Here is a 23,076-nt window from a genome sequence, read left to right as displayed (position 1 = left end):
CCGTCAGTCGATGACGGCGCCGAGGCCGCGCATCATGGGCATGAAGGTGGGGAAGGAGGTGGCGATGAAGGCCACGTCGTCCACGCTCACGCCGTCCGTGCTGGCAAGCCCCAGCACCAGGAAGGACATGGCGATGCGGTGGTCCATGTGGGTCTCCACCGGCCCGCCGCCCTTGACCGTGGCGGCGCCGGTGACGAGCAGGTCGTCGCCCTTGACCTCGTGGGCGATGCCGCAGGCGGCAAGGCCGGCCGCGACGGCGGCGAGGCGGTCGCTCTCCTTCACCCGCAGCTCGGACAGGCCGCGCATGGCCGTCGTGCCCTCGGCGAAGGCCGCGGCGACAGCGAGGACGGGATATTCGTCGATCATGGCCGGTGCCCGCTCGGGCGGCACCTCCACGCCCTTGAGGCGGGAATGGCGCACGCGCAGGTCCGCCACGCGCTCGCCGCCCTCGGTGCGCTCGGCGACGATTGTGATGTCCGCGCCCATCTCGAGGAGGGTGGTGATGAGGCCGGTGCGCAGCGGGTTCATCATCACGTCGGTGAGGATGACGTCGGAGCCGGGCACGATCAGCGCCGCCACCAGGGGGAAGGCGGCGGAAGAGGGATCGGCCGGCACGTCCACCGGCGCGGCGACGAGGTGCGGACGGCCCTTCAGCGTGATGCGGCGGCCATGGGCGCCGTGGGGCTCGACGGAAATCTTCGCGCCGAAATGCTCCAGCATCCGCTCGGTATGGTCGCGGGTGGCCTCGCGCTCGATCACCACCGTCTCGCCTTCGGCGCCGAGGCCGGCGAGCAGCACGGCGGACTTCACCTGCGCGGAGGGCACCGGGGTCTCGTAGGTGATGGCTTTCGTCGCGCTGCTGCCCTTCAGGGTGAGCGGCAGGCGACCGCCCTCGGCCGACGCCACCACCTCGACGCCCATCTGGGCGAGGGGATCGAGCACGCGCTTCATGGGCCGGCGGCGCAGGCTCGCATCGCCATCGAAGCCGGCGATGACATGCTGGCCCGCCACCGCGCCCATCATCAGCCGCACGCCGGTGCCGGAATTGCCGAAATCCAGCGGGGCGGCGGGGGAGGCAAGGCCCCGGCCGCCGGTGCCCGTCACCTCCCAGGCGCCCTCGCCGGTGCGGGTGACGCAGGCGCCCAGCGCGGCGCAGGCCTTGGCGGTATTCAGCACATCCTCGCCTTCGAGCAGGCCGGTGATGTGGGTGGTGCCTTCCGCGAACAGCCCGAAGATGAGCGCGCGATGGGAGACCGACTTGTCGCCCGGCACCCGGACCCGGCCCGACAAAGCGGGGGAGCGGCGCCCGGTGGCGGGGCGGGCCTCGCCCGTGCCGTGGCCGTGAGCCTCGGCAGCGCCTGCGGTTGCGGGTTCGGGATGGGCCATTCCTGCCTCGCTCGGGCGGTCTGCCGCAGGCCTTGGCCGGGGCGATCGCCGCATGTTCGTTGCGGGCCGTCGTCTAGCACGCCCCCGCCCGCGGCGTCACGCTGTTGCGACGCCATGACGATCTGCGCTTGACAGGGCGCGGGCGAAACGCCAATGGAGCACGCTCCTTATACAGCTCCCGAGGAACTTTGCCGTGGCGAAGCCCGAACTCGGCACCAAGCGCATCTGTCCTGTCACGGGGCGCAAGTTTTACGACCTCAACAAGGACCCCATCGTGTCTCCGTTCACGGGGGAATCCTATCCGAGGTCATATTTTGAACCCGCAGCCCGCGGCGCCAGCCGCGCCGAGCCGCGTGCAGCCGTCGCCGAAGAGGCGGACGGCGAGGAGGCCGAGGCCGAGGTCATCAGCCTCGAGGAAGCCGACGAGGAAGCTGCGGCCCCCACCAAGGTGGTGGTCGGTGACGATGTGGACGTGGACGACGACATCGAGGCCGGTGACGACGACACGTTCCTCGAAGAAGACGAAGATGATGGGGACGACGTCTCCGATCTGATCGGTGAGGGCCTCGAAGACGACGAAGAGGCTTGATACCCGACGCGGCCTGTGCTTTAAGGCCGCTCTCGCTCGGCGGACATGAGTCGCCGGGCACCCCGCCGCGGGACTTCCCGGCGCGCTAACTGGCTCTCCTGCCGAGGTTTTTCGACCTTGGTGTTCGAGCGGAAAGTGCGCAGCCCGCGGCCCGGTGGGGCCATAGCTCAGTTGGGAGAGCGCTTGAATGGCATTCAAGAGGTCGGCGGTTCGATTCCGCCTGGCTCCACCAAATTTCTACCCGGCCTGAAGCACCAAGCAGGCTTTTCCGGGTTTTTCTCCCTCCCGTGACATCCCCTCCATCGGTCCTGCAGGGTCGTCCCCGCGATCAGGTGCGTTGCGCGCGATTCGATGTGTCTGCGTAAGGCGCCATCGCCGCGCCCGCGAATCATCGTCCGATTCGCATGCCTCCCCTCCGCGAATCATCCGTCCCGCGCCGGCCGTCTCCAGTCCTGAAAGGGCGGCACGCTTCCAGGTTGTGCGGACGCCTGTGCGCCTCCCGCCCGCCCGTTGCGCCGGCGGGGGGCACCTGCGAGCCTCGGCACGAGTTATCCCCACCTTCGCCGCCGACCGGTCCGCCCGCACCAGCGTCATCGATCGAGGTCCAGCCCGTGTGGACACCCCCCGCCGCCCCCGCCAACGAGGCCGACCGCCTCGCCGTCCTTGCGACATGCGGCCTCATGGATAGCCCGCCGGACGAGCGATTCGACCGCCTGACCCGGCTGGCGCGCCGGCTCTACGGGGCGGACGTCGCCTTCCTCAGCCTCATCGACGCGACCCACCAGTGGCAGAAATCGCGCACGTCGGATCTCGTGCCGGCGAGCGTCCCCCGCCGCGACAGCCTCTGCAACGTGATGGTGGAAAGCGGCGCGCCGCTGGTGATCGGCGACATGACGAGCGATCCGCGCCTCGCCGGCCATCCCGCCGTGGCGCACCTGCCGCTGCGCTTCTATGCCGGCGCGCCGCTCATGGTGGCGCCCGAGCTGGTCATCGGCTCGCTGTGCGTGATGGGGCGGGAGGCGCGGGACCAGGAGGCGTTCGACTTCGGCCCGCTGCTGGACCTCGCGGCGGTGGCGGCCGACGAGGTGGAGCTGCTGCGCCTCAATCTCGATCTTGCGCGCAAATCGCAGGTGGATGACCTCACCGGCCTGCCCAACCGGCGCAGCTTCGACGCGGCGCTGGAGCGCGCGGTGCGCCGCGCCCAGCGCCTCGCCGGCCCGCTGTCGCTGCTGGTGATCGACGTCGACCACTTCAAGGTGGTGAACGATCTGTGGGGCCACCAGGCGGGGGATGCGGTGCTGGCCGCCATCGGCGGCATGCTGGCGCGGCAGCCGGCCCGGGCGCAGGACACGGTGGCGCGCTATGGCGGCGAGGAATTCGCGGTGATCCTGCCCGATACCGACGAGGCCGGCTGCGATGCGGTGGGGGCCGCGCTGCTGGCGGCGCTGAGGGCGGAGAACATTCCCCATCCCTCCGGCGGCCGGGTGACGGCGAGCATCGGCGGGGCCACCGCGCGGGGCGAGAATCTTGCCGACCTGTTCGCGGCGGCGGATGCCGCGCTCTACGCGGCAAAGGACGGCGGCCGCGATCTCTATCGCCGCAGCACCTTGGGCTGACCGGCCCGGCGGCGGTGGCGGCGGGAGGAGGCCCGCCGCCGTTTGCGTTCAGCGGCGGATGTTGTTCACGTCGCGCACCGCGCCGCGGGCGGCGGAGGTGGTCAGGGCCGCATAGGCCTGGAGGGCCTGGGAGACGACGCGCTTGCGGTTCTCCGGCTTCCAGGCGGCGGCGCCCTTGGCTTCCATCTTGGCGCGGCGCTCGGCCAGCACCTCGTCGGACACCGCCACGCGGATGACGCGGTTCGGGATATCGATCTCGATGGTGTCGCCCTCTTCCACGAGGCCGATATTGCCGCCTTCCGCCGCTTCCGGCGAGCAATGGCCGATGGAGAGGCCCGAGGAGCCGCCCGAGAAGCGCCCGTCCGTGACCAGCGCGCACGCCTTCCCGAGGCCCTTCGACTTCAGATAGGAGGTCGGATAGAGCATTTCCTGCATGCCCGGCCCGCCGCGCGGCCCCTCATAGCGGATCAGCACCACGTCGCCGGGCTGGATGCGCCCGGTGGAGAGGATGGCCTCCACCGCCGCGTCCTGGCTCTCGAAGATGCGGGCCTTGCCGGTGAACTTCAGGATGGAGGCGTCCACGCCCGCCGTCTTCACGATGCAGCCGTCCAGCGCGATGTTGCCGTAGAGCACGGCGAGGCCGCCATCCTTGGAATAAGCGTGCTCGACATCGCGGATGACGCCCGCCTCGCGGTCGAGGTCGAGGTCGTCCCAGCGGCGGGACTGGCTGAACGCCACCTGGGTGGGCACCCCGCCGGGCGCGGCGCGGAAAAAGGTGCCGACGCTCTCGCTCTTGGTGCGCTTGACGTCCCAGCGGTCCAGCGCGTCGGCCATGGTCGGCGCGTGCACGGTGGGCAGATTGGTGTGGATCAGGCCGCCGCGATCCAGCTCGCCGAGGATGGCCATGATGCCGCCGGCGCGGTGCACGTCCTCCATGTGGATGTTGGCGACGGCAGGCGCGACCTTGCAGAGCACCGGGACGCGCCGGGAGAGGCGATCGATGTCGGCCATGGTGAAGGGCACTTCGCCCTCGTTGGCGGCGGCGAGCAGGTGCAGCACCGTGTTGGTGGAGCCGCCCATGGAGATGTCCAGCGTCATGGCGTTCTCGAACGCCTTGAACGAGGCGATGGCGCGCGGCAGCACGCTGGCGTCGTCCTGCTCGTAATAGCGGCGGGCGAGATCGACGATGAGGTGGCCGGCCTCCACGAACAGCCGCTCGCGATCGGCATGGGTGGCGAGCACCGAGCCGTTGCCCGGCAGCGCGAGGCCCAGCGCCTCGGTGAGGCAGTTCATGGAATTGGCAGTGAACATGCCGGAGCAGGAGCCGCAGGTGGGGCAGGCGGAGCGCTCCATCACCGTCACGTCGGCGTCCGACACCTTGTCGTCGGCGGCCGAGATCATGGCGTCGATGAGGTCCACCTTCCGCTCGCCGGTGGAGAGCAGCACCTTGCCGGCCTCCATGGGGCCGCCGGAGACGAACACGGCCGGGATGTTGAGGCGCATGGCGGCCATCAGCATGCCGGGGGTGATCTTGTCGCAGTTGGAAATGCAGACCATGGCGTCGGCGCAGTGCGCGTTGACCATGTACTCCACGCTGTCGGCGATGATCTCGCGCGACGGCAGCGAATAGAGCATGCCGTCATGGCCCATGGCGATGCCGTCATCCACCGCGATGGTGTTGAATTCCTTGGCGACGCCGCCGGCCTTCTCGATCTCGCGGGCCACCAGCTGGCCGAGGTCCTTCAGATGGACGTGGCCGGGCACGAACTGGGTGAAGGAGTTCACCACCGCGATGATCGGCTTGCCGAAATCGCCGTCCTTCATGCCGGTGGCGCGCCACAGGCCGCGGGCGCCGGCCATGTTGCGGCCGTGGGTGGACGTGCGGGAGCGGTACTGGGGCATATCCTCGCGGGCCTCGTTCTTGCGTCGCGCCTTCGCGTCGCGTCTTGCGTCTCTTGGGCGCGTCTTGTGGTCAGGTCGTCTCTTGCGGTCTTCTGGGCTCCGCGTCGGCGGGCGGCAGCCGCCTGCGTCCGGAGCTTTCGCGCCGTCTTAGTGCGCCGGAGCCTCCGGGGAAAGCCCTTTCCCTTGAGACACTAGCACGGAGAAGGGGCCGCGGCGGACACGAAGGCGGGAGGGTCGGGCGGGAGGGTGGGCAGCAGGGTGGGCGGGAGGACACCTGCCCCGCTCAAGCCGGCTGCGGCGGACCCGCGCGTTTGCCGCGCCGGTGAAGTCGGCTATGTCCGGCCCTCTGCGCGTGACGAGGACGGGACGGGACATGGTCGGGGAGATGGACGGGGACACCTTCCGCCATTGGGCGCACGAGGCGGCGACCTTCGCGGCGGACTATCGCGAGACGCTGCGGGACCAGCCCGTCCGCGCCCGCACCAGGCCCGGCGAGATCGCGGCCCAGCTTCCGGAAAGCCCGCCGGAAGACGCGGAGCCCATGGATGCGCTGTTCGCCGATTTCCGCCGCATCATCGTGCCGGGCATGACCCATTGGCAGCACCCGCGCTTCTTCGCCTACTTCCCTGCGAACGCCAGCCCCGCCAGCGTGATCGCGGAGATGCTGTCCTCCGCCATGGGCGCGCAATGCCTGCTGTGGCAGACCTCGCCGGCCGCAACCGAGCTGGAAGGCGTGGCGCTGGACTGGCTGCGGCAGGCGGTGGGCCTGCCGGCGGATTTCACCGGCGTGATCCAGGATTCCGCCTCCTCCGCGACGCTGTGCGCCTTCCTCACCATGCGGGAGCGGGCGCTGGGCTTCACCGGCAACGCCACCGGACTGTCGGGGCGGGAGCGACTGCGGGTCTATGCCTCGGCGGAAGTTCATACCTCCATCGACCGGGCGGCGTGGGTGTCGGGCATCGGCCATGACAACCTCATCCGGATACCAACGAAAGGTCCGCTGCGGGGGATGGACCCGGCCGCGCTGGAAGCCGCCATCGTCGCCGACCGCGCTGCCGGACACTGGCCGGCTGGACTCGTACTGTGCATCGGTGGAACCGGCACTGGCGCGATGGATTCGGCACCTGAACTCATCCGAATCGCGCACCGGCATGGCCTGTTCGTCCATGTGGATGCCGCCTGGGCCGGGACTGCGATGATCTGCCCGGAGTTCCGGGATCTGTGGGCGGGGGTGGAAGCGGCGGACAGCATCGTGCTCAATCCGCACAAATGGCTGGGGGTGCAGTTCGATTGCTCCGCCCATTACCTCAGGAGCGTGGACGACCACCTGCGCACGCTCTCCATCCAGCCGGAATATCTGAAGACCCACGGCCACGACGACATCACCAATTACAGCGAATGGACGGTCCAGCTCGGCCGCCGTTTCCGCGCGCTGAAGCTGTGGTTTGTCTTGCGCGCCCATGGACTTAACGGTCTCAGGGAGATGATGCGCAACCATGTGCGCTGGTCGCAGGCGCTCGCAGTTCGGCTCGCGCAGGAGCCGGGCTTCTCGCTGGCGAGCACGCCGGTGCTCTCCCTCTTCACCTTCCGCCACGACCCCGGCGACGGGCGCGACCTCGACGCCCACATGCTGGCGATGCTCACCGCCATCAATGACGGCGGCGATCTCTATCTCACCCCCACCCGCATCGACGGCCACCTCGCCATCCGTTTCCAGGCGGGGGCCATGGAGACGACGGAAGGCGACGTGGACGCCGCCTTCCAGATCATCCGCGATACGGCCAGGGCCTTGTCCTGACTTAGCTTTCGGCCGCGGCGGCCTCCGGGGCCTGCCAGGCGCGGGTCGGCGCCCGGTCGCGCCCGGTGGTGGAGGCGGAGATCCCGTAATGGGCGGCGAGGCGGTCGAGGGCGAGGCACAGGACCACCTTGGCGGTACGCGCCGGCCATCGGCGTTCCCGCTCCACCGTCTCCAACCCCTTGAGAAAGCAGCAGACGTCCAGCAATACGCCGGACAGCTCCGGCCCCACCGCCGTGAGCGCGCGGGACACCCGGAGCTTGGCCGCCAGCACCATATCGGTGAAGGCTTCCGGCGTGCCGGCCCCCGACACTTCGCTCCAGCGGCTGGTGACTCGGGGGGTGAGATTGGCGCGGGTGAAATCGGCCCGGAGCCGTTCTCCCGCCTGCAACTGGGCCGCATCCACCAGGGTCCGGCCGTCCTTGCCCTGCCGCCGCGCCAGCCATGCGAGCGGGCTTTCCGCCGGGTTGAAGCCGGGCGTGTCCGCCGCCGGCTTCGCCGCTGCCCGGCGTCGTCCCCGCCCGGAGGGGCGGGCGGAAAGTGCTGATTTCACGTCGCTTTCGCTTGCAGATCCCGTCGCCATGGTCACGCCTCCGCCGCCCAGCGCAGGCAGGCTTCGAGCCGGCTCACTTTCTGGTCGAACGCCGCGGCGTCCCGCAATTCCTCAATGCGCCGGCAGGCATGGGCGACGGTGGAGCGATCCCGCCCGAACGCCGCCGCCACCGCCGCCTGGGGCAGGCCGAGCCCTACATGGGCGAGATACATGGCGAGCTGACGCGCCAGCGCCACCGGCGCCGTGGAGCGGCTGTGGGAGAGCAGCGCCTCCACGGTCATTCCGGCGTCCGCCGCAGCCACCGCGACGGCCAGATGGCAGCAGGGTTTCGGGCCGGGCGGGCGGCACCGCCGCGAGGCGCGGACGGGGCCGGCGGACGGACGGGCGACCGAGGGGGCGGCGGGCAAGGGGCTCATCGGGGACGCTCACTGTAGGTAAAAATTCCTACATCAATCATCTGCTCTTGCAAGAGGAGGCGGATAGAGAATGCAACCTGTGTTTGTGGTCCAGAGAAATAAATGTCATACGAAACAGCCATATAGCTGAATTGTGGTGCGTCTTTGCCGTGTTCGCGAAATAGGAATTTATCCTCCTGTCCCCAGCGTCGTTCCACCATCGCCCGATATCAGGGAGGAGCGGCATGGCCGGTGCGGATGGGAAGGGCAGACGGGCGCATGCCTTCGCGGCCGAGGCGGCCGATGTGCAGGTGGGGCGGCTGATGCGGGGGCTGGATGTGTTCTGCGAGGGGCCGGCGGGCATCGCACGGGCGCTGCGCGCGGCGCGAAAGGCGGCGCGGGCCGGTGGCGCCGGCTATGATCCGGCCCGCCATGCGGCGCTGCTGCGGCTCCAGCGGCTTGGGCAGAAAGCAGAGTGCGCCCGCGCCCCGGCCGGTGCCGGGGCGCGGGCAAAGGCTCAGAGGCCTTCGAACAGCGCGGTCGAGAGATAGCGCTCGGCGAAGGAGGGGACGATGGCGACGATGGTCTTGCCGGCCATGTCGTCCCGCACCGCCAGCTCCAAAGCGGCCGCCACGGCGGCGCCGGAGGAGATGCCGCCGGGAATGCCTTCATAGCGGGCGAGGGCGCGGGCGGTGTCGAAGGCGGTCTGGTTGCCCACCGTCACCACCTCGTCGATGATCGAGCGGTCGAGCACCTCCGGCACGAAGCCGGCGCCGATGCCCTGGATCTTGTGCGGGCCGGGAGGGCCGCCGGAGAGCACCGGGGAATCCTCCGGCTCCACCGCGATCATCTTGAGCGAGGCCTTGCGGGGCTTCAGCACCTGGCCGATGCCGGTGATGGTGCCGCCGGTGCCGACGCCGGCCACCACGGCGTCCACCTTGCCGTTGGTGTCGTTCCAGATTTCCTCGGCGGTGGTGCGACGGTGCACCTCGGGGTTCGCCTTGTTCTTGAACTGCTGGGGCATCACCGCCTTGGGCATCTCGGCGATGATCTGCTCGGCCCGCGACACGGCGCCCTTCATGCCGAGATTGGCGGGGGTCAGCACCAGCTCGGCGCCGAGCAGGGTCAGCATCTTGCGGCGCTCGATGGACATGCTCTCGGGCATGACCAGGATGAGCCGGTAGCCGCGGGCCGCCGCCACGAACGCGAGGGCGATGCCCGTGTTGCCGGAGGTCGGCTCCACCAGCACGGTGTCCGCATCAAGCGCGCCGGCCTCTTCCATCGCGTCGATCATGGCGACGCCGATGCGGTCCTTCACGCTGTTGATGGGATTGAAGAATTCGAGCTTGGCGAGAATGTCCGCCTTGGCCCCGCGCAGCTCGGGCAGCCGCTTGAGCCGCACCAGCGGCGTGTTGCCGATGGTCTCGGTGATGGAATCATAGACCCTGCCCCGGCCCACGAGGGGGGCGGAGGACACGATCTTGGCGGCAGGTTGTGCCATGGGCGATCTCCTTCTTGTCTTGTCTCGTCTGCTCCGGGCGGGCCTCCCGGCGCGCCGCGCAGCGTCCGGCACAAAGGGCGGGGGCCTGTCCTCGCGGGTGGGGAACGCTCTACCTCGGGGGAACTCTGGCTCGCGGACTAGACCCCTTTTCTGCACCCGGGTCGATTCCCGCGCGTCCGGCCGGGCCTCAGATGGCGAAGTCGATCCTCTCGTGCTCGGAGCCGTGGCCCTTGTCGTCGGCGGCGCGGCACAGGTCTTCGAGGGTCACGCCGTCGAGGGCGGTGTCGAACGTGTCCTCGGCCGCCGCCACGGCGGGCTGGACCACTTCCGTCACCAGCGGCGGCAGGATGATTTCCTTCTCCTCCTCGGCGCCTTCAACCACCCGGACGATCTCGGCCACGGAGACCCGGCGGCGTTCCCGCGCCAGCTCGTAGCCGCCGCGCGGGCCGCGCACGCCCTTGAGGACACCGGCATGGACGAGGGCCTGCAGCACCGGCTCCAGCCGGCGGGGGGGAAGTCCGTGGCGGGCGGCCAGCGCCTTGGCGGCAACCGGTGCGCCACGGGCATGGACGGCCACATCCACCACGGCGGCGATGGCGAGGAGGCTCTTGTCGGAAAGGCGCGGCATCGGAGGGACGGCTTCCTTTAAGGGCGGGCGTCTCGAAAGATGAAACTGCTCCCAGCCGTCCACCGACGGCTAAATCACGAGGAACCGAGGCCTGTAGATCCAAAACCACCGGAACCGCGTGCAGTTTCGCTCAATTCTCCGATTTCTTCCAGCATTATTTGAACGACAGGCGCCACGACAAGCTGCGCGATCCGCATGCCGCGGCTGATTTCCAGGGTCTCGCGGCCGTGGTTGACGAGCAGCACGGCAATCTCCCCCCGGTAGTCGCAATCCACGGTGCCCGGCGCATTCAACACGGTGACGCCGTGGTTCTTAGCGAGGCCCGAGCGCGGCCGCACCTGCGCCTCGTAGCCGTCCGGCAGGGCGATGGCGAAGCCGGTGGGAATGGCGGCGCGCGCGCCGGGCGCCAGCAGGAGCGGCGCATCAGCCGGCAGGGCGCAGGCGAGGTCCATGCCGGCGGCGCCGGGGGTCGCATAGGCGGGTAGGGGGAGGCCGGCGGCGTGGGGCAGGCGCTGGATCTTCACGGAAGGCGATGTCACGGATGGGTTCCCGAGAGTTCGGCGGCGATGCGGGCGACGAGGTGGCGGGCGACCTCGGCCTTGGTGGCGGAGGGCCAGTCCTCCACGCCGGCGGCGGTGACGAGGTGCACGGTGTTGCTGTCGCCCCCCATGATGCCGGTGGCAGGGGACACGTCATTGGCGACGATCCAGTCGCAGCCTTTGCGCAGGCGCTTGTCGCGCGCATGGGCCACCACCTGCTCGGTCTCCGCCGCGAAGCCGACCACCAGGCGCGGGCGCAGGGTGTGGTGGCGCGAGACCGAGGCGAGGATGTCGGGATTCTCCACCAGCGTCAGGGTGGGGGCGCCGCCGCCGTCCTTCTTGATCTTCTGTTCCGACGCGTCCGCCACCCGCCAGTCGGCGACCGCCGCGGCGAAGACGGCGGCGTCCACCGGCAGGTTCTCTTCCACGGCGGCCAGCATGTCGCGGGCGCTCTCCACGTGGATCACGCGCACGCCCGCAGGGTCCGCTGCCTCGGCCGGGCCGGAGACCAGCACCACCTCGGCGCCGGCGGCGCGCGCGGCGGCGGCGATGGCATGGCCCTGCTTGCCGGAGGAGCGATTGGCGATGTAGCGCACCGGGTCGATGGGCTCGTGGGTCGGACCGGAGGTGACGAGGACGCGTCTTCCCGCGAGCAGCCGCGACGCGCCGTCGTCGAAATGGGCCTCGATGGCGGCGAGGATCTCCATGGGTTCCGCCATGCGGCCCTCGCCGAACTCACCACGTTCGGCCATGGCGCCCGAATTGGGACCGACCACCGAAACCCCGTCCGCCTTGAGTTGGGCGACGTTGCGGCGGGTGGCGGGATGCGCCCACATGCGCGGGTTCATGGCAGGGGCGACGAGTACCGGCTTGTCGGTGGCGAGCAGGCAGGTGGTGGCAAGGTCGTCGCCGAGGCCGTGCGCCATGCGGGCCAGAAGATCGGCGGTGGCCGGCGCCACAACAAGGAGGTCCGCCTCCCGCGACAGCCGGATATGGCCGATGTCGTGCTCCGCCGTGAGATCGAACAGGTCGGTGAACACCCGCTCGCCGGTGATCGCGCCCACCGACAGCGGCGTCACGAATCGCCCGGCCGCCTCGGTCATGATGGCGCGGACCGTGGCGCCGCGCTCCTTCAGGCGGCGCGCCAGCTCGAGGCACTTGTACGCGGCAATGCCACCCCCGATGAGGAGGAGGATGCGCTTGTCCTTCAGCATCGGCGGCTCCCTTGGCGTCGCTCCCGGCGTCGTCCTGCCGCAGTACAGCACGCAATGGTCGCCATGCAACGCGCCCTGCTCCCGAACGGGAGCCCGCGGAGGCATCCAGGTGCGAATTCTGATCCGTACAGCCCAGAGTAGTTGCGGGGTGTATCGCTACTCGAAATTACATTCCTGGCGTCTCCGACCTGTCGAGCCGTGGGAATGTAAAGAAACGCGCGAAGAAAATCGTGACCGGCGGTACGATTACCCGCCGCCCGCGCGCCTCGCGTGCTGGCGCAGGGCGGAATTGACCATTAGAATCTGTCACATGAGAGGTATCACGGGGCAGGTCGGGAACTTGGACGGGGCTGGAGGCGTTGGGGACGCTCGTCTCAGCGCGTTTGGCGGCGAGTTCGTCGATCCGGCCACGGAGCAGCAGTTCCGTGCCGCCTGCCTGGAAGAGGCCCGGCGCCACGGGCGTTTCCTGTTCGCCGCCTCTGTGATTCTCAACGCTTTGTTCCTGCTGAGCGACTGGCGATTCGCCGGGACCGGGCATTTCGTGGTGGCGGTGAGTGCGCGCTTCGTGGTCGTCGCGCTGTCGCTGCTCTGCCTGGTGGCGGTTCAGGTCGCGACCACGCCGGGACGGATGACCGCCATCTACCTCGTCTGGCTCTGGGGCATATCGGCGGCCATCGCGGTGCTGGTGAGTTCGCACAGCGACCTCGCCCTGTTCGTGGTGATGCTGCTGCCGACGGTCTTCTATCTGGCCGTTCCCCTGCCGTTCGGCTGGCTCGTCTCCAGCGGCTTCGGGGCGAGCGCCCTGTTGCTGTTCGGCTATCTCGACCGTTCGACAGGCTGGCAGATGGCGGTGGGCCTCGCCCTTGCCGTCGCCGTGCTCAACACCATGCTGGCGCTCGTCGCCGGCCGTGCCAACCGCACGGAGCGGCGCTTCTGGTCGGTGGTCCGGGCGGAGCGGGAGGCGAACGAGAAGCTGCGCGCCAGCGAGGACATCCTGGAGAACACCTTCGAGGCCGTGCCCATTCCCCTGGTGGTGGCGCGGCTGGAGGACGGGCGGTACATCAAGTCCAACGAGGCCGCGCGGCGCTTCTACGGCGGGACCTTCGACCTGCCCGATGCCGGCGGCCTGTGGGACGCGGCGCTCGGCGGCAAGGATGCCCAGTCGCTTCGCGACCGCCTGCGCCGCGACGGCATCGCCACCGAGTTCGAAACCACGGTGACGCTCGCCGATGGCGAGGAACGGCAGGTGGTGCTGGCGGCCGCGGTGACGCCCTCCGGCCCCTCGCCCAATCTCGTCGCGGCCCTGGTGGACGTCACCGACCGCCGCGCCGCCGAGCGGCAGGCGCGCTATGCGGCGAGCCACGACGCCCTCACCGGCCTGCCCAACCGGGCCGCCTTCCACGAGGGGCTCGAGGCCGCGCTCGCCCGGCGCAAGCCGGGGCAGGGCATCTGCGTGCTGCTGATGGATCTCGACGGGCTCAAGGACGTCAACGACACCCTGGGCCACGATGCCGGCGACGCCGTGCTGATGGAGACGGCGCACCGGCTCGACGCCCTCGTCGACCAGCCGGCCCTGATCGCCCGGCTCGGCGGCGACGAATTCGTCTGCGCCATCGAGGGGCCGGACCCGGTGGGGCTCGGTCGTCGCCTCGCCCAGAGTCTCCTCTCCGAGCTGCGCCGGCCGCTGCTGCATGCGGGCCGGCACTTCACGACGCGCGCGAGCGTCGGCATCGCGGCCTGCCCCGAGCACGATTGCACCTATGGCGAGCTGATGAAGGACGCCGACCTCGCCCTCTATGCCGCCAAGCAGCAGGGCCGCAACCGCGTGGTCGTCTACGCGCCGGCCATGCGACAGGCGGTTCTGGAGCGCGTGGCGCTGAACCGGGCCATGATCGGCGCCCTCGCCGATGACGAGATCGTGCCCTACTACCAGCCCAAGGTGTCGCTCATCACGGGCCGCCTCGCCGGGGTGGAGGCGCTGGTGCGCTGGCGGCGCTCGCCGCACAGCATCCTCTCGCCCTCCGCCTTCGAGGCCGCGCTCTCCGATCCCGAGCTCGCGGTGCTGATCGGCGAGCGCATGGTGCGCCGGGTGGCGAGCGATGTGCGCAGCTGGATCGAGCTCGGCTACGATTGCGGCCGCGTCGCCATCAACCTTGCGCCCGCCCAGTTCACCAACCGCGGCCTCGCGCCCACCCTGCTGCGCCAATTCCACGCCGCGGGCGTGGAGCCGTCGCATTTCGACGTGGAGATCACCGAGACCGTCTTCCTCGGGCGCAGCTCCGACCATGTGGCGCCGATCCTCGACGAGCTGAACCGCGCGGGTGTGCGGGTGGCCCTCGACGATTTCGGCACCGGCTACGCCGGCCTCATCCACCTCAAGCAATTGCCCATCGACACCATCAAGATCGACCAGAGCTTCGTGAAGGACATCGAACGCGATGCCTTCGACACCGCCATCGTCTGCGCGGTGATCGAGCTTGGCCGCAAGCTCGGGATGCGGGTGGTGGCCGAGGGGCTGGAGACGGCGGGACAGGCCCGGTTCCTGCGCGACAACGGGTGCGAGCTGGCGCAGGGCTTCCTGTTCTTCCGCCCGCTCGCCGCGCCCGAGATGACCGCTCTCCTGCGGGCCGAGCGTCCGGACACGGCCGCCGCCCGCCTCGCCTTGTTCGAGGCGCGCTGAGCGCCGGGTGATCGAAGGGAAGCCGGACCCCTGTCCTTTACGCTGCACTGCGAAAGGCACTGTGAGGAAAGTTGCGGCAAGTAGAGGGCCGGTGATTTCGCAGCGCGAAATCTTTTTGCCGGCGAGACGGCCAATTCGTCCCTTCTCTGACAAGCAGGCGCCCGATGGCCGCCGCAAATGGCCAAGTTGTCGCAGCAAACGCGACAATTGACGTGGCCGTGCTCAAACAAGCATCAAATCTTGCCCTCACCTTGGGCACGACATGCGAATGAAACTAAATCAAAGTGTCGCTAATCAGACAAAAATGGGTGGGGACGGTGCCTGGGGTGATGGAGAGAGCACCATGGTTCAGCAGGAAGCGTTGCAAATCGAGCGCGAGCAGCCTCGACATCATGTGCCCCTCGTTTCACTGAGCGACGTGGCTCTGACCGGGATCTACGAGATCTCGAAGATTCTGACGGCCCCGAATCGCCTCGAAACCACGCTGTCGAGCGTGGTTAATCTTCTTTCGTCCTTCATGCAGATGCGTCATGGCGTCATTTCGCTGCTGGAAGATGACGGCATTCCCGACATCACCGTCGGCGGCGGCTGGAACGAAGGCACCGATGCGCGCTACCGCGCGCGCCTGCCGGAGAAGGCCATCGGACAGGTGATCGCCACCGCCGTGCCGCTGATCGCCGAGAACGTCGCCTCCCACCCCGCCTTCAGCGAGGCCGATGCGCAGGCGCTCGGCGCCAGCGAGGACACGCGCGTGTCCTTCATCGGCGTGCCGATCCGCGTCGCGTCCCGGGTCATCGGCACGCTGACCATCGACCGCGTGTGGGACGGCCGCTCCGTGTTCCGGCTCGATTCGGATGTGCGCTTCCTCACCATGGTGGCGAACCTCATCGGCCAGACGGTCCAGCTCCATCGCGTCGTCTCGCGCGATCGCGAGCGGCTGATGGCGGAAAGCGGCCGCCTGCAGAAGGAATTGTTGGAGCTGAAGCCGTCCACCGTCGGCCGCGAGCGCAAGCGCGTCTATGTGGACGGCATCATCGGCGACAGCCGCGAGATCCGCGGGTTGCTCGACAAGATCATGATCGTCGCCAAGTCCCATTCGCCCGTGCTGCTGCGCGGTGAATCGGGCACCGGCAAGGAACTGATCGCGAAAGCCATTCACGAGCTCTCGCCCCGCGCCAAGGGGCCGTTCATCAAGCTCAACTGCGCCGCGCTGCCCGAATCCGTTCTGGAATCCGAGCTGTTCGGCCATGAGAAGGGGGCCTTCACCGGAGCCGTCGGCGCGCGCAAGGGCCGCTTCGAGCTTGCCGACAAGGGCACGCTCTTCCTCGACGAGATCGGCGAGATTTCCCCCGCCTTCCAGGCCAAGCTGCTGCGCGTGCTGCAGGAGCAGGAGTTCGAGCGGGTCGGCGGCAGCCACACCCTCAAGGTGAACGTGCGCGTCGTCGCCGCCACCAACCGGAACCTTGAGGAGGCGGTGGCCAAGAACGAGTTCCGCGCCGACCTCTATTACCGCATCAGCGTCATCCCGGTGATCGTGCCCTCCCTGCGCGACCGGCGCGGCGACATCCCGCTCCTGGCCAACGAATTCCTCGACCGCTTCAACCGCGAGAACGGCCGCGACCTGCATTTCAATCAGGACGCCATGGACGTGCTGATGGGCTGCGGCTTCCCCGGCAATGTGCGCGAGCTGGAGAATTGCGTGCAGCGGACCGCCACCCTGGCGCAGGGCGGCAACATTGTCGGCGACGACTTCGCCTGTCGTCACAACGAATGCCTGTCGGCGCTCCTGTGGCGCAGCCCGGCAGACGCGCCGCAGACGCGCCGCCCCATGGAAATCCCCCTCCCGGTGATGCCGCCGCTCTCCGCCATCAGCAGCGAGGCGGCCAATTCCAACACGGTGCCGCGCCTGCCGCCGCTGACCGTGCCGGTTCCGGTGTCCGCCCCGGCCATGCCGGTGCGTGCTGCCGACGCGGACGAGGAATTGTCCGAGCGCGAACGGCTGGTGGATGCAATGGAACGGGCCGGCTGGGTTCAGGCCAAGGCCGCGCGCCTGCTCGGCCTCACGCCCCGCCAGATCGGCTACGCCCTCAAGAAGCACGACATCGAGATCAAGCGCTTCTGATTGGCCCCAGCCGCGGGTCTCGGCCCCGGCAGCACCTGCACCGACAAAGCCCTCTCCGCCCGGCGGGGAGGGCTTTTTCGTGCCGGCTGGACGTGGCCGGCGATCAGGCCCGGCACCCCGGACACAGGACGCGCGCGCTGTCGCACTTGCGACACCTTGTCGGGTGAACGACAGCGCTCCGAGACTCCGGCCCAGAAGAATAACAATTAAAAATCAAAGCATTGCCCGATGGCACGTTGCTTGAAAGAGGGGTTGCGCCTGCCAATCTGCACAGTGCGGAGCTAGCCCATGGCCTACAAGATCGTCGCGTCCCAGTGCACCGTCTGCGGTGCCTGTGAGTTCGAGTGCCCGAATGCTGCCATCAGCCTCAAGCGGGACATGTATGTGATCGACCCCAAGAAGTGCACGGAGTGCGAGGGGCATTTCGACAAGCCCCAGTGCGCCGTGGTCTGCCCGGTGGAGAATACCTGCGTCCCGGCATGATCCCCGGCGCTGCGGCGGGGATGCCGGCCCGATCGGTTCCGCACGGACCCATCCCTGCTGGTCCCGGCGGGCATTCCCTCCACCGAATACGAGATCGGAGCCGTCCGGGCTCCGCTCCTCACCCCCTGCGCGCGGCGCCCGGCGCCGCAGCCTGACAGTTGAACGGAGGACCAGATGGCGGCCGTACAGGACACAGTCGAACAGGTTCGCTCCATCGACGTCGACCAGTACAAATACGGATTCGAGACCAACATCGAATCCGAGAAGGCGCCGAAGGGCCTTTCCGAAGAGGTGATCCGCTTCATCTCGACCAAGAAGGAAGAGCCGGAGTGGATGCTGCAGTGGCGCCTCGACGCCTACGCCCGCTGGCTCACCATGCAGGAGCCGGAGTGGGCGCGCGTCAGCTACCCGCAGATCGATTTCCAAGACCTCTACTATTATTCGCAGCCGAAGAAGTTCAAGGCGCCGAAGTCCCTCGACGAGGTCGACCCGGAAATCCTGAAGACTTATGAAAAGCTCGGAATTCCGCTGCGCGAGCAGGTGATTCTCGCCGGCGTCGAAATCCCCGAAGGCGAGCGGCCGAAGATCGCCGTGGACGCGGTGTTCGACAGCGTCTCGGTGGCCACCACCTTCAAGGAGGAGCTGAAGGCCGCGGGCGTGATCTTCATGCCCATCTCCGAGGCCCTGCGCGAGCATCCCGATCTGGTGAAGCAGTATCTGGGCAGCGTGGTGCCGGCGACCGACAATTACTATGCGACGCTGAACCAGGCGGTGTTCTCGGACGGCTCGTTCGTCTACATCCCGCCGGGCGTGCGCTGCCCGATGGAGCTCAGCACCTACTTCCGTATCAACGAGAAGAATACGGGCCAGTTCGAGCGCACCCTCATCATCGCCGACAAGGGCTCCTACGTCTCCTATCTCGAAGGCTGCACCGCGCCCATGCGCGACGAGAACCAGCTGCACGCCGCCGTGGTGGAGCTGGTCGCCCTCGATGATGCCGAGATCAAGTATTCCACCGTCCAGAACTGGTACCCCGGCGATGCCGAGGGCAAGGGCGGCATCTACAATTTCGTGACCAAGCGCGGCGACTGCCGCGGCAGGAATTCCAAGATTTCCTGGACGCAGGTGGAAACCGGCTCGGCGATCACCTGGAAGTATCCGAGCTGCGTGCTGCGCGGTGAGGGCTCTTCCGGCGAGTTCTATTCCATCGCCATTTCCAACGGCCGTCAGCAGGTGGATTCCGGCACCAAGATGATCCATCTCGGCAAGAACACCACAAGCCGGATCATCTCCAAGGGCATTTCGGCCGGCAAGTCCAACAACACCTATCGCGGCCTCGTCTCGGCCCATCGCAAGGCGGCCGGGGCCCGCAACTTCACCAATTGCGACTCGCTCCTCATCGGCGACCTCTGCGGCGCGCACACCGTGCCGTATATCGAGGCGAAAAACCCCACGGCGCAGTTCGAGCACGAGGCGACCACCTCGAAGATCTCGGAAGACATGCTGTTCTACTGCATGCAGCGCGGCCTCTCGCAGGAGGATGCCGTCGCGCTCGTGGTGAACGGCTTCGTCCGGGATGTGCTCCAGCAGCTTCCCATGGAGTTCGCCGTCGAGGCGCAGAAGCTCATTTCCATCAGCCTGGAAGGCAGCGTCGGCTGACGCGCCTTCCGTCCCATCGTTCAGGTCGCGTCGCCGGGCAACAATAACCAGAGGATCTTCACCATGGCTCCCCTTCTCGAAATCAAGGACCTCCATGCCGAGATCGCTGGGGGGCGCAAGATCATCAACGGGATGAACCTCACCATCAATCCCGGTGAGGTGCACGCCATCATGGGGCCGAACGGCGCCGGCAAGTCCACCCTCTCCTATGTCCTCTCCGGCAAGCCGGGCTACGAGATCACCGGCGGCGAGGTCATCTTCCGGGGCGTGAACCTGCTCGATCTGTCGCCCGACGAGCGCGCCGCGCACGGCTTGTTCCTCTGCTTCCAGTATCCGCTGGAAATCCCCGGCGTCTCCAACATGGCGTTTCTGCACACAGCGGTGAACAGCCAGCGCAAGAAGCGCGGCGAGGTGGAGCTGACCTCACCCGAGCTGGTGCGCAAGGTGCGCGAGCTGGGCAAGACGCTCGGCATCGACGCCGACATGCTCAAGCGCCCGGTGAATGTGGGCTTCTCCGGCGGTGAGAAGAAGCGCAACGAAACCCTCCAGATGATGCTGCTGGAGCCCTATTTCTGCGTGCTGGACGAGGCGGATTCCGGCCTCGACATCGACGCGCTCAAGGTGGTCTCCAACGGCGTCAATGCGCTGCGCTCGCCCGAGCGCTCCATGCTGGTGATCACCCACTACCAGCGCCTGCTCGATTACATCGTGCCGGACGTGGTGCATGTGTTCAACGCCGGCCGCATCGTGCACACCGGCGGCAAGGAGCTGGCCCTGGAACTCGAAGCCACCGGCTACGCCCAGTACCAGAGCGAGGCTGCGTGATGGCCGCGCCAGCTCCGGCACTCGTCCGCCCCATGAAGACCGGCGCCGAACTGGCGCTGGCCGAGACCTTCGCCGCCGTCCGCGCCAGCCTGCCCGGTGGCCCCGACGTGGCGGCCCAGCGCACCGCGGCCTTCGACACCTTCGCCGATGCGGGCCTGCCGCACCGTCGGGTGGAAAGCTGGAAATACACCGACCTGCGCGCCCTGATGCGCGACGCCAAGCCCCTCGCGCCGCTGCCGGATGCGGATGCCAAGGCGAAGGCAGTGGCCGCCGGCAGCCTGTTCTCGACGCTCGGCTTCCGCCGCCTCGTGGTGGTGAACGGCACCTTCGTGCCGGAGCTGTCCGACCTTGCGGATCTGGAGCCCGGCCTCACCATCGCCTCCATGGCGGATGCGCTGGCTGATCCGACAGGCCTTCCGGCGAGCTACCTCGGCCGCACCGTTGCCTCTTCGGATGCCGTGCTCGCCCTCAACACGGCGCTCATGGGCGACGGCGTGGTGGTGCATGTGGCCGCAGGCGCAGCTGTCACGCGGCCGGTGGAACTGGTGTTCGTGACCACGGCCGAGACCCCGGTCGCCGCCTTCACCCGCTCGCTGGTGGTGGTGGAAGATGGCGCCCGCCTTTCCCTCGTCGAGAGCCACGAAGGGCCTGCGGGCATCGCCTATCAGGTCAATACCGCGCTGGAGCTGGTGGTGGGCGCGGGCGCGACCTTCGAGCGCGTCAAGGTGACGACCGAAGGCAGCGACGCCGTGCATCTCGCCACCATGCTGGCGAAGGTGGCGGCCGATGCCAGCTTCTCCAACACCTTCTTCACCACCGGCGGCGCCGTGGTGCGAAACCAGCTTCTGCTGCATCTCGCGGGTGAGAGCGTGAAGGCCCACATGGGCGGCGTGAGCCTGCTCGCGGGCAAGCAGCACGCCGACACCATGCTCTCCGTCGATCACGCGGCGCCGGCCGGCGAGAGCCGCGAGTCCTTCCGCGCGGTGCTGGACGGCGCCTCGCAGGACATCTTCCAGGGCAAGATTGCCGTGCGCCAGGCGGCGCAGAAGACCGACGCCCGGATGCTCAGCCGCGCGCTGCTGCTGACCGAGACGGCGGAATCCTGCAACAAGCCGGAGCTGGAGATCTTCGCCGACGACGTGCAGTGCGGCCACGGCTGCACCACCGGCACGCTCGACCAGCAGATCAAGTTCTACCTCATGGCCCGCGGCATCCCCGCCAAGGAGGCCGAGGCGCTCCTGATCCAGGCCTTCGTCGGCGAGGTGATCGACGCCATCGGCGAGGAGGGCATTCGCACCGCCCTCGCCGAGGCGACGCGCGCCTGGTTGTTGGGTCGGGAGTGAACCAATGACCGTCCCCCAGTCGACCGCCCTTCACCCCGCGGTCTCGAACGGTTCCTACGATGTGATGCGCGTGCGCGAGGATTTTCCGATCCTCGACCTCAAGGTCAACGGCAAGCCGCTGGTCTATCTCGACAACGGCGCCTCGGCCCAGAAGCCGAAGGCGGTGCTCGACCGCATCCAGCAGGTCTACACCTCCGAATATGCCAACGTGCATCGCGGCCTGCACTATCTCGCCAATGCGGCGACCGAGGCCTATGAGGGCGGCCGCCACGCGGTGCAGCGCTTCCTCAATGCGGCGCGGCCGGAAGAGATCATCTTCACCCGCAGCGCCACGGAGGCGATCAACCTCGTCGCCGCCACCTTCGGCAAGACGCGCATCAAGGCGGGCGACGAGATCGTCCTCTCCATCATGGAGCACCACGCCAACATCGTGCCGTGGCACTTCCTGCGCGAGAACCAGGGCGCGGTGCTGAAGTGGGCGCCGGTGGACGACGAGGGCAACTTCCTCCTCGACGAGTTCGAGAAGCTGCTCACGGACCGTACCAAGCTGGTGGCCATCACCCAGATGTCCAACGTGCTGGGCACCACCGTCCCGGTGAAGGAGGTGGTGAAGATCGCCCATGCGCGCGGCATCCCCGTGCTGGTGGACGGCTCCCAGGGCGCGGTCCATCTCGATGTGGACGTGCAGGACATCGACTGCGATTTCTACATCATCACCGGCCACAAGCTCTATGGCCCCACGGGCATCGGCGCGCTCTACGGCAAGTATGAGCATCTCGAGGCCATGCCGCCTTTCAACGGCGGCGGCGAGATGATCCGGGTGGTGCGGCAGGATTCTGTCACCTATGGCGATCCGCCCCACCGGTTCGAGGCGGGCACGCCGGCTATCGTGCAGGCCGCGGGGCTCGGTGCCGCGCTCGACTACATCCAGTCCATCGGCAAGGCACGTATCCGTGCCCACGAGAACGAGCTGTGCCGCTATGCGCAGGAGCGGCTGGGCGAGCTGAATTCCGTCCGCATCATCGGCACCGCCAAGGAGAAGGGCGCCATCATCTCGTTCGAGATCGCCGGCGCCCATGCCCACGACTTCGCGACGCTCATCGACAATGACGGCATCGCGGTGCGCGCGGGCACCCATTGCGCCATGCCGCTGCTGGAGCGTTTCGGCGTCGCGGCCACCTGCCGCGCCTCGTTCGGCCTCTACAACACCCGCGAGGAAGTGGACCGCTTCGTCGCGGCCCTGAGCAAGGCGCAGGAGCTGATCGGCTGACGCCGGCGCCGACGGGTGCGGGGTCTCTGTTTTGTGAACTGCAACGGGTCGGCTTTGCCGGCCCGTTTTGCGTTGGGGTGCTCCTGTCGCGGTGCAGGGTCGAAAATCCGACACGCGGCCCGGAACGGTGATTGTCGGCTTTCGACAGGGGTATGGGCGGGGCCGGCAGTGTCCTGTTTCAAACAGCCCTAAACTGGCATGTCGGCCGCCAAAACGGGTGTGTCGGGTTCTGAACATGCCCGTCGGAACGCCTCAACATATTGATTCTATGCGATAAAAAATCCGAAAAATCGCTGGCACACTCGTTGCTACTCCTCTGTCAGGCGCCAGGCTGCTGGCTGGTGGGCTCCGGAAGGGCCCCGTCCGCATCCGCGCCGGAGTGCAACGTCCCCGGGTCCGTCTGCGTGCCCCGCAGCGGTCCGGAGACCACCGAATCCTCGTTTGAAGGTTTCGAAGGAGAGCAAGATGGCTTCGCTGCGACAGATCGCGTTTTACGGCAAGGGTGGCATCGGCAAGTCCACCACGTCCCAGAACACGCTTGCGGCCCTGACCGAGCTTGGTCAGCGCATCCTCATC

Annotated in this window: 19 protein-coding genes, 1 tRNA gene and 1 pseudogene; 13 read left to right on the top strand and 8 right to left on the bottom strand. The window is 68.2% G+C overall.

The window, feature by feature from the left end; all coding sequences use genetic code 11:
- Nucleotides 1-3: 3 nt before the first annotated feature.
- Complete coding sequence (gene aroA, locus EJ105_RS02850) at nucleotides 4-1,386, bottom strand: 3-phosphoshikimate 1-carboxyvinyltransferase (protein WP_250165220.1); 1,383 nt, start codon at nucleotides 1,384-1,386, stop codon at nucleotides 4-6.
- Nucleotides 1,387-1,579: 193 nt separating this feature from the next.
- On the opposite strand from aroA, the gene EJ105_RS02845 reads away from it, so the two are divergent.
- From EJ105_RS02845 to EJ105_RS02835, 3 genes are all read left to right on the top strand, one after another.
- On the top strand, nucleotides 1,580-1,975 hold the full coding sequence (locus EJ105_RS02845; RefSeq protein ID WP_029555951.1) for a TIGR02300 family protein: 396 nt from the start codon (nucleotides 1,580-1,582) through the stop codon (nucleotides 1,973-1,975).
- 156 nt (nucleotides 1,976-2,131) lie between these two features.
- Nucleotides 2,132-2,207 (top strand) — tRNA-Ala (locus tag EJ105_RS02840).
- A gap of 379 nt (nucleotides 2,208-2,586) precedes the next feature.
- A complete protein-coding gene (locus EJ105_RS02835) occupies nucleotides 2,587-3,591 on the top strand; it encodes a GGDEF domain-containing protein (RefSeq protein ID WP_250165219.1) in 1,005 nt (334 codons plus the stop codon).
- A 48-nt stretch (nucleotides 3,592-3,639) separates the two neighbouring features.
- On the opposite strand, the gene ilvD is transcribed toward EJ105_RS02835, so the two are convergent.
- Nucleotides 3,640-5,493, bottom strand: coding sequence for a dihydroxy-acid dehydratase (ilvD, locus tag EJ105_RS02830; RefSeq protein WP_250165218.1), 1,854 nt, complete (start codon nucleotides 5,491-5,493; stop codon nucleotides 3,640-3,642).
- Between the two features lie 385 nt (nucleotides 5,494-5,878).
- Between ilvD and EJ105_RS02825 the strand changes: the two genes are divergently transcribed.
- Nucleotides 5,879-7,291, top strand: a complete 1,413-nt coding sequence (locus EJ105_RS02825) for a pyridoxal phosphate-dependent decarboxylase family protein (protein ID WP_250165547.1) — start codon at nucleotides 5,879-5,881, stop codon at nucleotides 7,289-7,291.
- Between the two features lies 1 nt (nucleotide 7,292).
- Here EJ105_RS02825 and EJ105_RS02820 read toward each other — a convergent pair whose 3' ends face one another.
- Nucleotides 7,293-7,871 (bottom strand): DUF6456 domain-containing protein, encoded by a 579-nt coding sequence (locus EJ105_RS02820; protein ID WP_250165217.1) that lies wholly within the window; start codon nucleotides 7,869-7,871, stop codon nucleotides 7,293-7,295.
- Between the two features lie 2 nt (nucleotides 7,872-7,873).
- Nucleotides 7,874-8,257 carry a helix-turn-helix domain-containing protein gene (locus EJ105_RS02815; RefSeq protein WP_250165216.1) on the bottom strand — a complete coding sequence of 128 codons (384 nt, stop codon included), beginning with the start codon at nucleotides 8,255-8,257 and terminating at the stop codon, nucleotides 7,874-7,876.
- A 224-nt stretch (nucleotides 8,258-8,481) separates the two neighbouring features.
- Between EJ105_RS02815 and EJ105_RS02810 the strand changes: the two genes are divergently transcribed.
- Nucleotides 8,482-8,787: a hypothetical protein gene (locus EJ105_RS02810; RefSeq protein WP_250165215.1), complete on the top strand. Its 306-nt coding sequence runs from the start codon at nucleotides 8,482-8,484 to the stop codon at nucleotides 8,785-8,787.
- Here EJ105_RS02810 and cysK read toward each other — a convergent pair.
- The 4 genes from cysK to coaBC form a co-directional block, all read right to left on the bottom strand.
- Complete coding sequence (gene cysK, locus EJ105_RS02805) at nucleotides 8,754-9,737, bottom strand: cysteine synthase A (protein ID WP_024281084.1); 984 nt, start codon at nucleotides 9,735-9,737, stop codon at nucleotides 8,754-8,756. The genes EJ105_RS02810 and cysK overlap by 34 nt on opposite strands.
- Nucleotides 9,738-9,924: 187 nt before the next feature.
- Entirely contained in the window at nucleotides 9,925-10,365 is a 441-nt protein-coding gene (locus EJ105_RS02800; RefSeq protein ID WP_024281083.1) for an RrF2 family transcriptional regulator, read from the bottom strand.
- A gap of 74 nt (nucleotides 10,366-10,439) precedes the next feature.
- Complete coding sequence (gene dut, locus EJ105_RS02795; RefSeq protein WP_250165214.1) at nucleotides 10,440-10,904, bottom strand: dUTP diphosphatase; 465 nt, start codon at nucleotides 10,902-10,904, stop codon at nucleotides 10,440-10,442.
- Nucleotides 10,901-12,118 (bottom strand): bifunctional phosphopantothenoylcysteine decarboxylase/phosphopantothenate--cysteine ligase CoaBC, encoded by a 1,218-nt coding sequence (gene coaBC, locus EJ105_RS02790; RefSeq protein WP_250165213.1) that lies wholly within the window; start codon nucleotides 12,116-12,118, stop codon nucleotides 10,901-10,903. Before coaBC ends, dut begins: the two co-directional genes overlap by 4 nt.
- A gap of 310 nt (nucleotides 12,119-12,428) precedes the next feature.
- On the opposite strand from coaBC, the gene EJ105_RS02785 reads away from it, so the two are divergent.
- The 8 genes and pseudogenes from EJ105_RS02785 to nifH all read left to right on the top strand — a co-directional run.
- On the top strand, nucleotides 12,429-14,798 hold the full coding sequence (locus tag EJ105_RS02785; RefSeq protein ID WP_250165212.1) for a putative bifunctional diguanylate cyclase/phosphodiesterase: 2,370 nt from the start codon (nucleotides 12,429-12,431) through the stop codon (nucleotides 14,796-14,798).
- A 343-nt stretch (nucleotides 14,799-15,141) separates the two neighbouring features.
- Entirely contained in the window at nucleotides 15,142-16,920 is a 1,779-nt protein-coding gene (gene nifA, locus EJ105_RS02780; RefSeq protein ID WP_029555940.1) for a nif-specific transcriptional activator NifA, read from the top strand.
- Between the two features lie 288 nt (nucleotides 16,921-17,208).
- A complete protein-coding gene (locus EJ105_RS02775) occupies nucleotides 17,209-17,403 on the top strand; it encodes a 4Fe-4S binding protein (protein ID WP_029555939.1) in 195 nt (64 codons plus the stop codon).
- A 174-nt stretch (nucleotides 17,404-17,577) separates the two neighbouring features.
- Nucleotides 17,578-19,062 (top strand): Fe-S cluster assembly protein SufB, encoded by a 1,485-nt coding sequence (gene sufB / locus EJ105_RS02770; protein ID WP_250165211.1) that lies wholly within the window; start codon nucleotides 17,578-17,580, stop codon nucleotides 19,060-19,062.
- Nucleotides 19,063-19,125: 63 nt separating this feature from the next.
- A complete protein-coding gene (gene sufC / locus EJ105_RS02765) occupies nucleotides 19,126-19,887 on the top strand; it encodes a Fe-S cluster assembly ATPase SufC (protein ID WP_250165210.1) in 762 nt (253 codons plus the stop codon).
- On the top strand, nucleotides 19,887-21,230 hold the full coding sequence (gene sufD / locus EJ105_RS02760) for a Fe-S cluster assembly protein SufD (RefSeq protein ID WP_250165209.1): 1,344 nt from the start codon (nucleotides 19,887-19,889) through the stop codon (nucleotides 21,228-21,230). The genes sufC and sufD overlap by 1 nt, the downstream gene beginning before the upstream one ends.
- A gap of 4 nt (nucleotides 21,231-21,234) precedes the next feature.
- Nucleotides 21,235-22,500, top strand: a complete 1,266-nt coding sequence (locus tag EJ105_RS02755) for a cysteine desulfurase (protein ID WP_250165208.1) — start codon at nucleotides 21,235-21,237, stop codon at nucleotides 22,498-22,500.
- 465 nt (nucleotides 22,501-22,965) lie between these two features.
- Nucleotides 22,966-23,076, top strand: a pseudogene (gene nifH / locus EJ105_RS02750) (nitrogenase reductase); the annotation flags it as partial.

This window comes from Xanthobacter aminoxidans (assembly GCF_023571765.1).
In the GTDB taxonomy this organism is placed as follows: Bacteria; Pseudomonadota; Alphaproteobacteria; order Rhizobiales; family Xanthobacteraceae; genus Xanthobacter; species Xanthobacter aminoxidans.
The sequence above is the reverse complement of the archived record's forward strand: the minus strand, read 5'-3'. Positions and strand labels throughout refer to the sequence as shown.

Excerpts from the sequence above, each read along its gene's own strand:
- EJ105_RS02815 (WP_250165216.1), bottom strand. The coding sequence starts at position 8,257 with ATGAGCCCCTTGCCCGCCGCCCCCTCGGTCGCCCGTCCGTCCGCCGGC.
- sufC (WP_250165210.1), top strand. The coding sequence starts at position 19,126 with ATGGCTCCCCTTCTCGAAATCAAGGACCTCCATGCCGAGATCGCTGGG.
- ilvD (WP_250165218.1), bottom strand. The coding sequence starts at position 5,493 with ATGCCCCAGTACCGCTCCCGCACGTCCACCCACGGCCGCAACATGGCC.
- EJ105_RS02775 (WP_029555939.1), top strand. The coding sequence starts at position 17,209 with ATGGCCTACAAGATCGTCGCGTCCCAGTGCACCGTCTGCGGTGCCTGT.
- EJ105_RS02785 (WP_250165212.1), top strand. The coding sequence starts at position 12,429 with ATGAGAGGTATCACGGGGCAGGTCGGGAACTTGGACGGGGCTGGAGGC.
- aroA (WP_250165220.1), bottom strand. The coding sequence starts at position 1,386 with ATGGCCCATCCCGAACCCGCAACCGCAGGCGCTGCCGAGGCTCACGGC.
- EJ105_RS02810 (WP_250165215.1), top strand. The coding sequence starts at position 8,482 with ATGGCCGGTGCGGATGGGAAGGGCAGACGGGCGCATGCCTTCGCGGCC.
- EJ105_RS02800 (WP_024281083.1), bottom strand. The coding sequence starts at position 10,365 with ATGCCGCGCCTTTCCGACAAGAGCCTCCTCGCCATCGCCGCCGTGGTG.
- EJ105_RS02825 (WP_250165547.1), top strand. The coding sequence starts at position 5,879 with ATGGACGGGGACACCTTCCGCCATTGGGCGCACGAGGCGGCGACCTTC.
- EJ105_RS02820 (WP_250165217.1), bottom strand. The coding sequence starts at position 7,871 with ATGGCGACGGGATCTGCAAGCGAAAGCGACGTGAAATCAGCACTTTCC.
- cysK (WP_024281084.1), bottom strand. The coding sequence starts at position 9,737 with ATGGCACAACCTGCCGCCAAGATCGTGTCCTCCGCCCCCCTCGTGGGC.
- sufD (WP_250165209.1), top strand. The coding sequence starts at position 19,887 with ATGGCCGCGCCAGCTCCGGCACTCGTCCGCCCCATGAAGACCGGCGCC.
- EJ105_RS02755 (WP_250165208.1), top strand. The coding sequence starts at position 21,235 with ATGACCGTCCCCCAGTCGACCGCCCTTCACCCCGCGGTCTCGAACGGT.
- sufB (WP_250165211.1), top strand. The coding sequence starts at position 17,578 with ATGGCGGCCGTACAGGACACAGTCGAACAGGTTCGCTCCATCGACGTC.
- coaBC (WP_250165213.1), bottom strand. The coding sequence starts at position 12,118 with ATGCTGAAGGACAAGCGCATCCTCCTCCTCATCGGGGGTGGCATTGCC.
- nifA (WP_029555940.1), top strand. The coding sequence starts at position 15,142 with ATGGTTCAGCAGGAAGCGTTGCAAATCGAGCGCGAGCAGCCTCGACAT.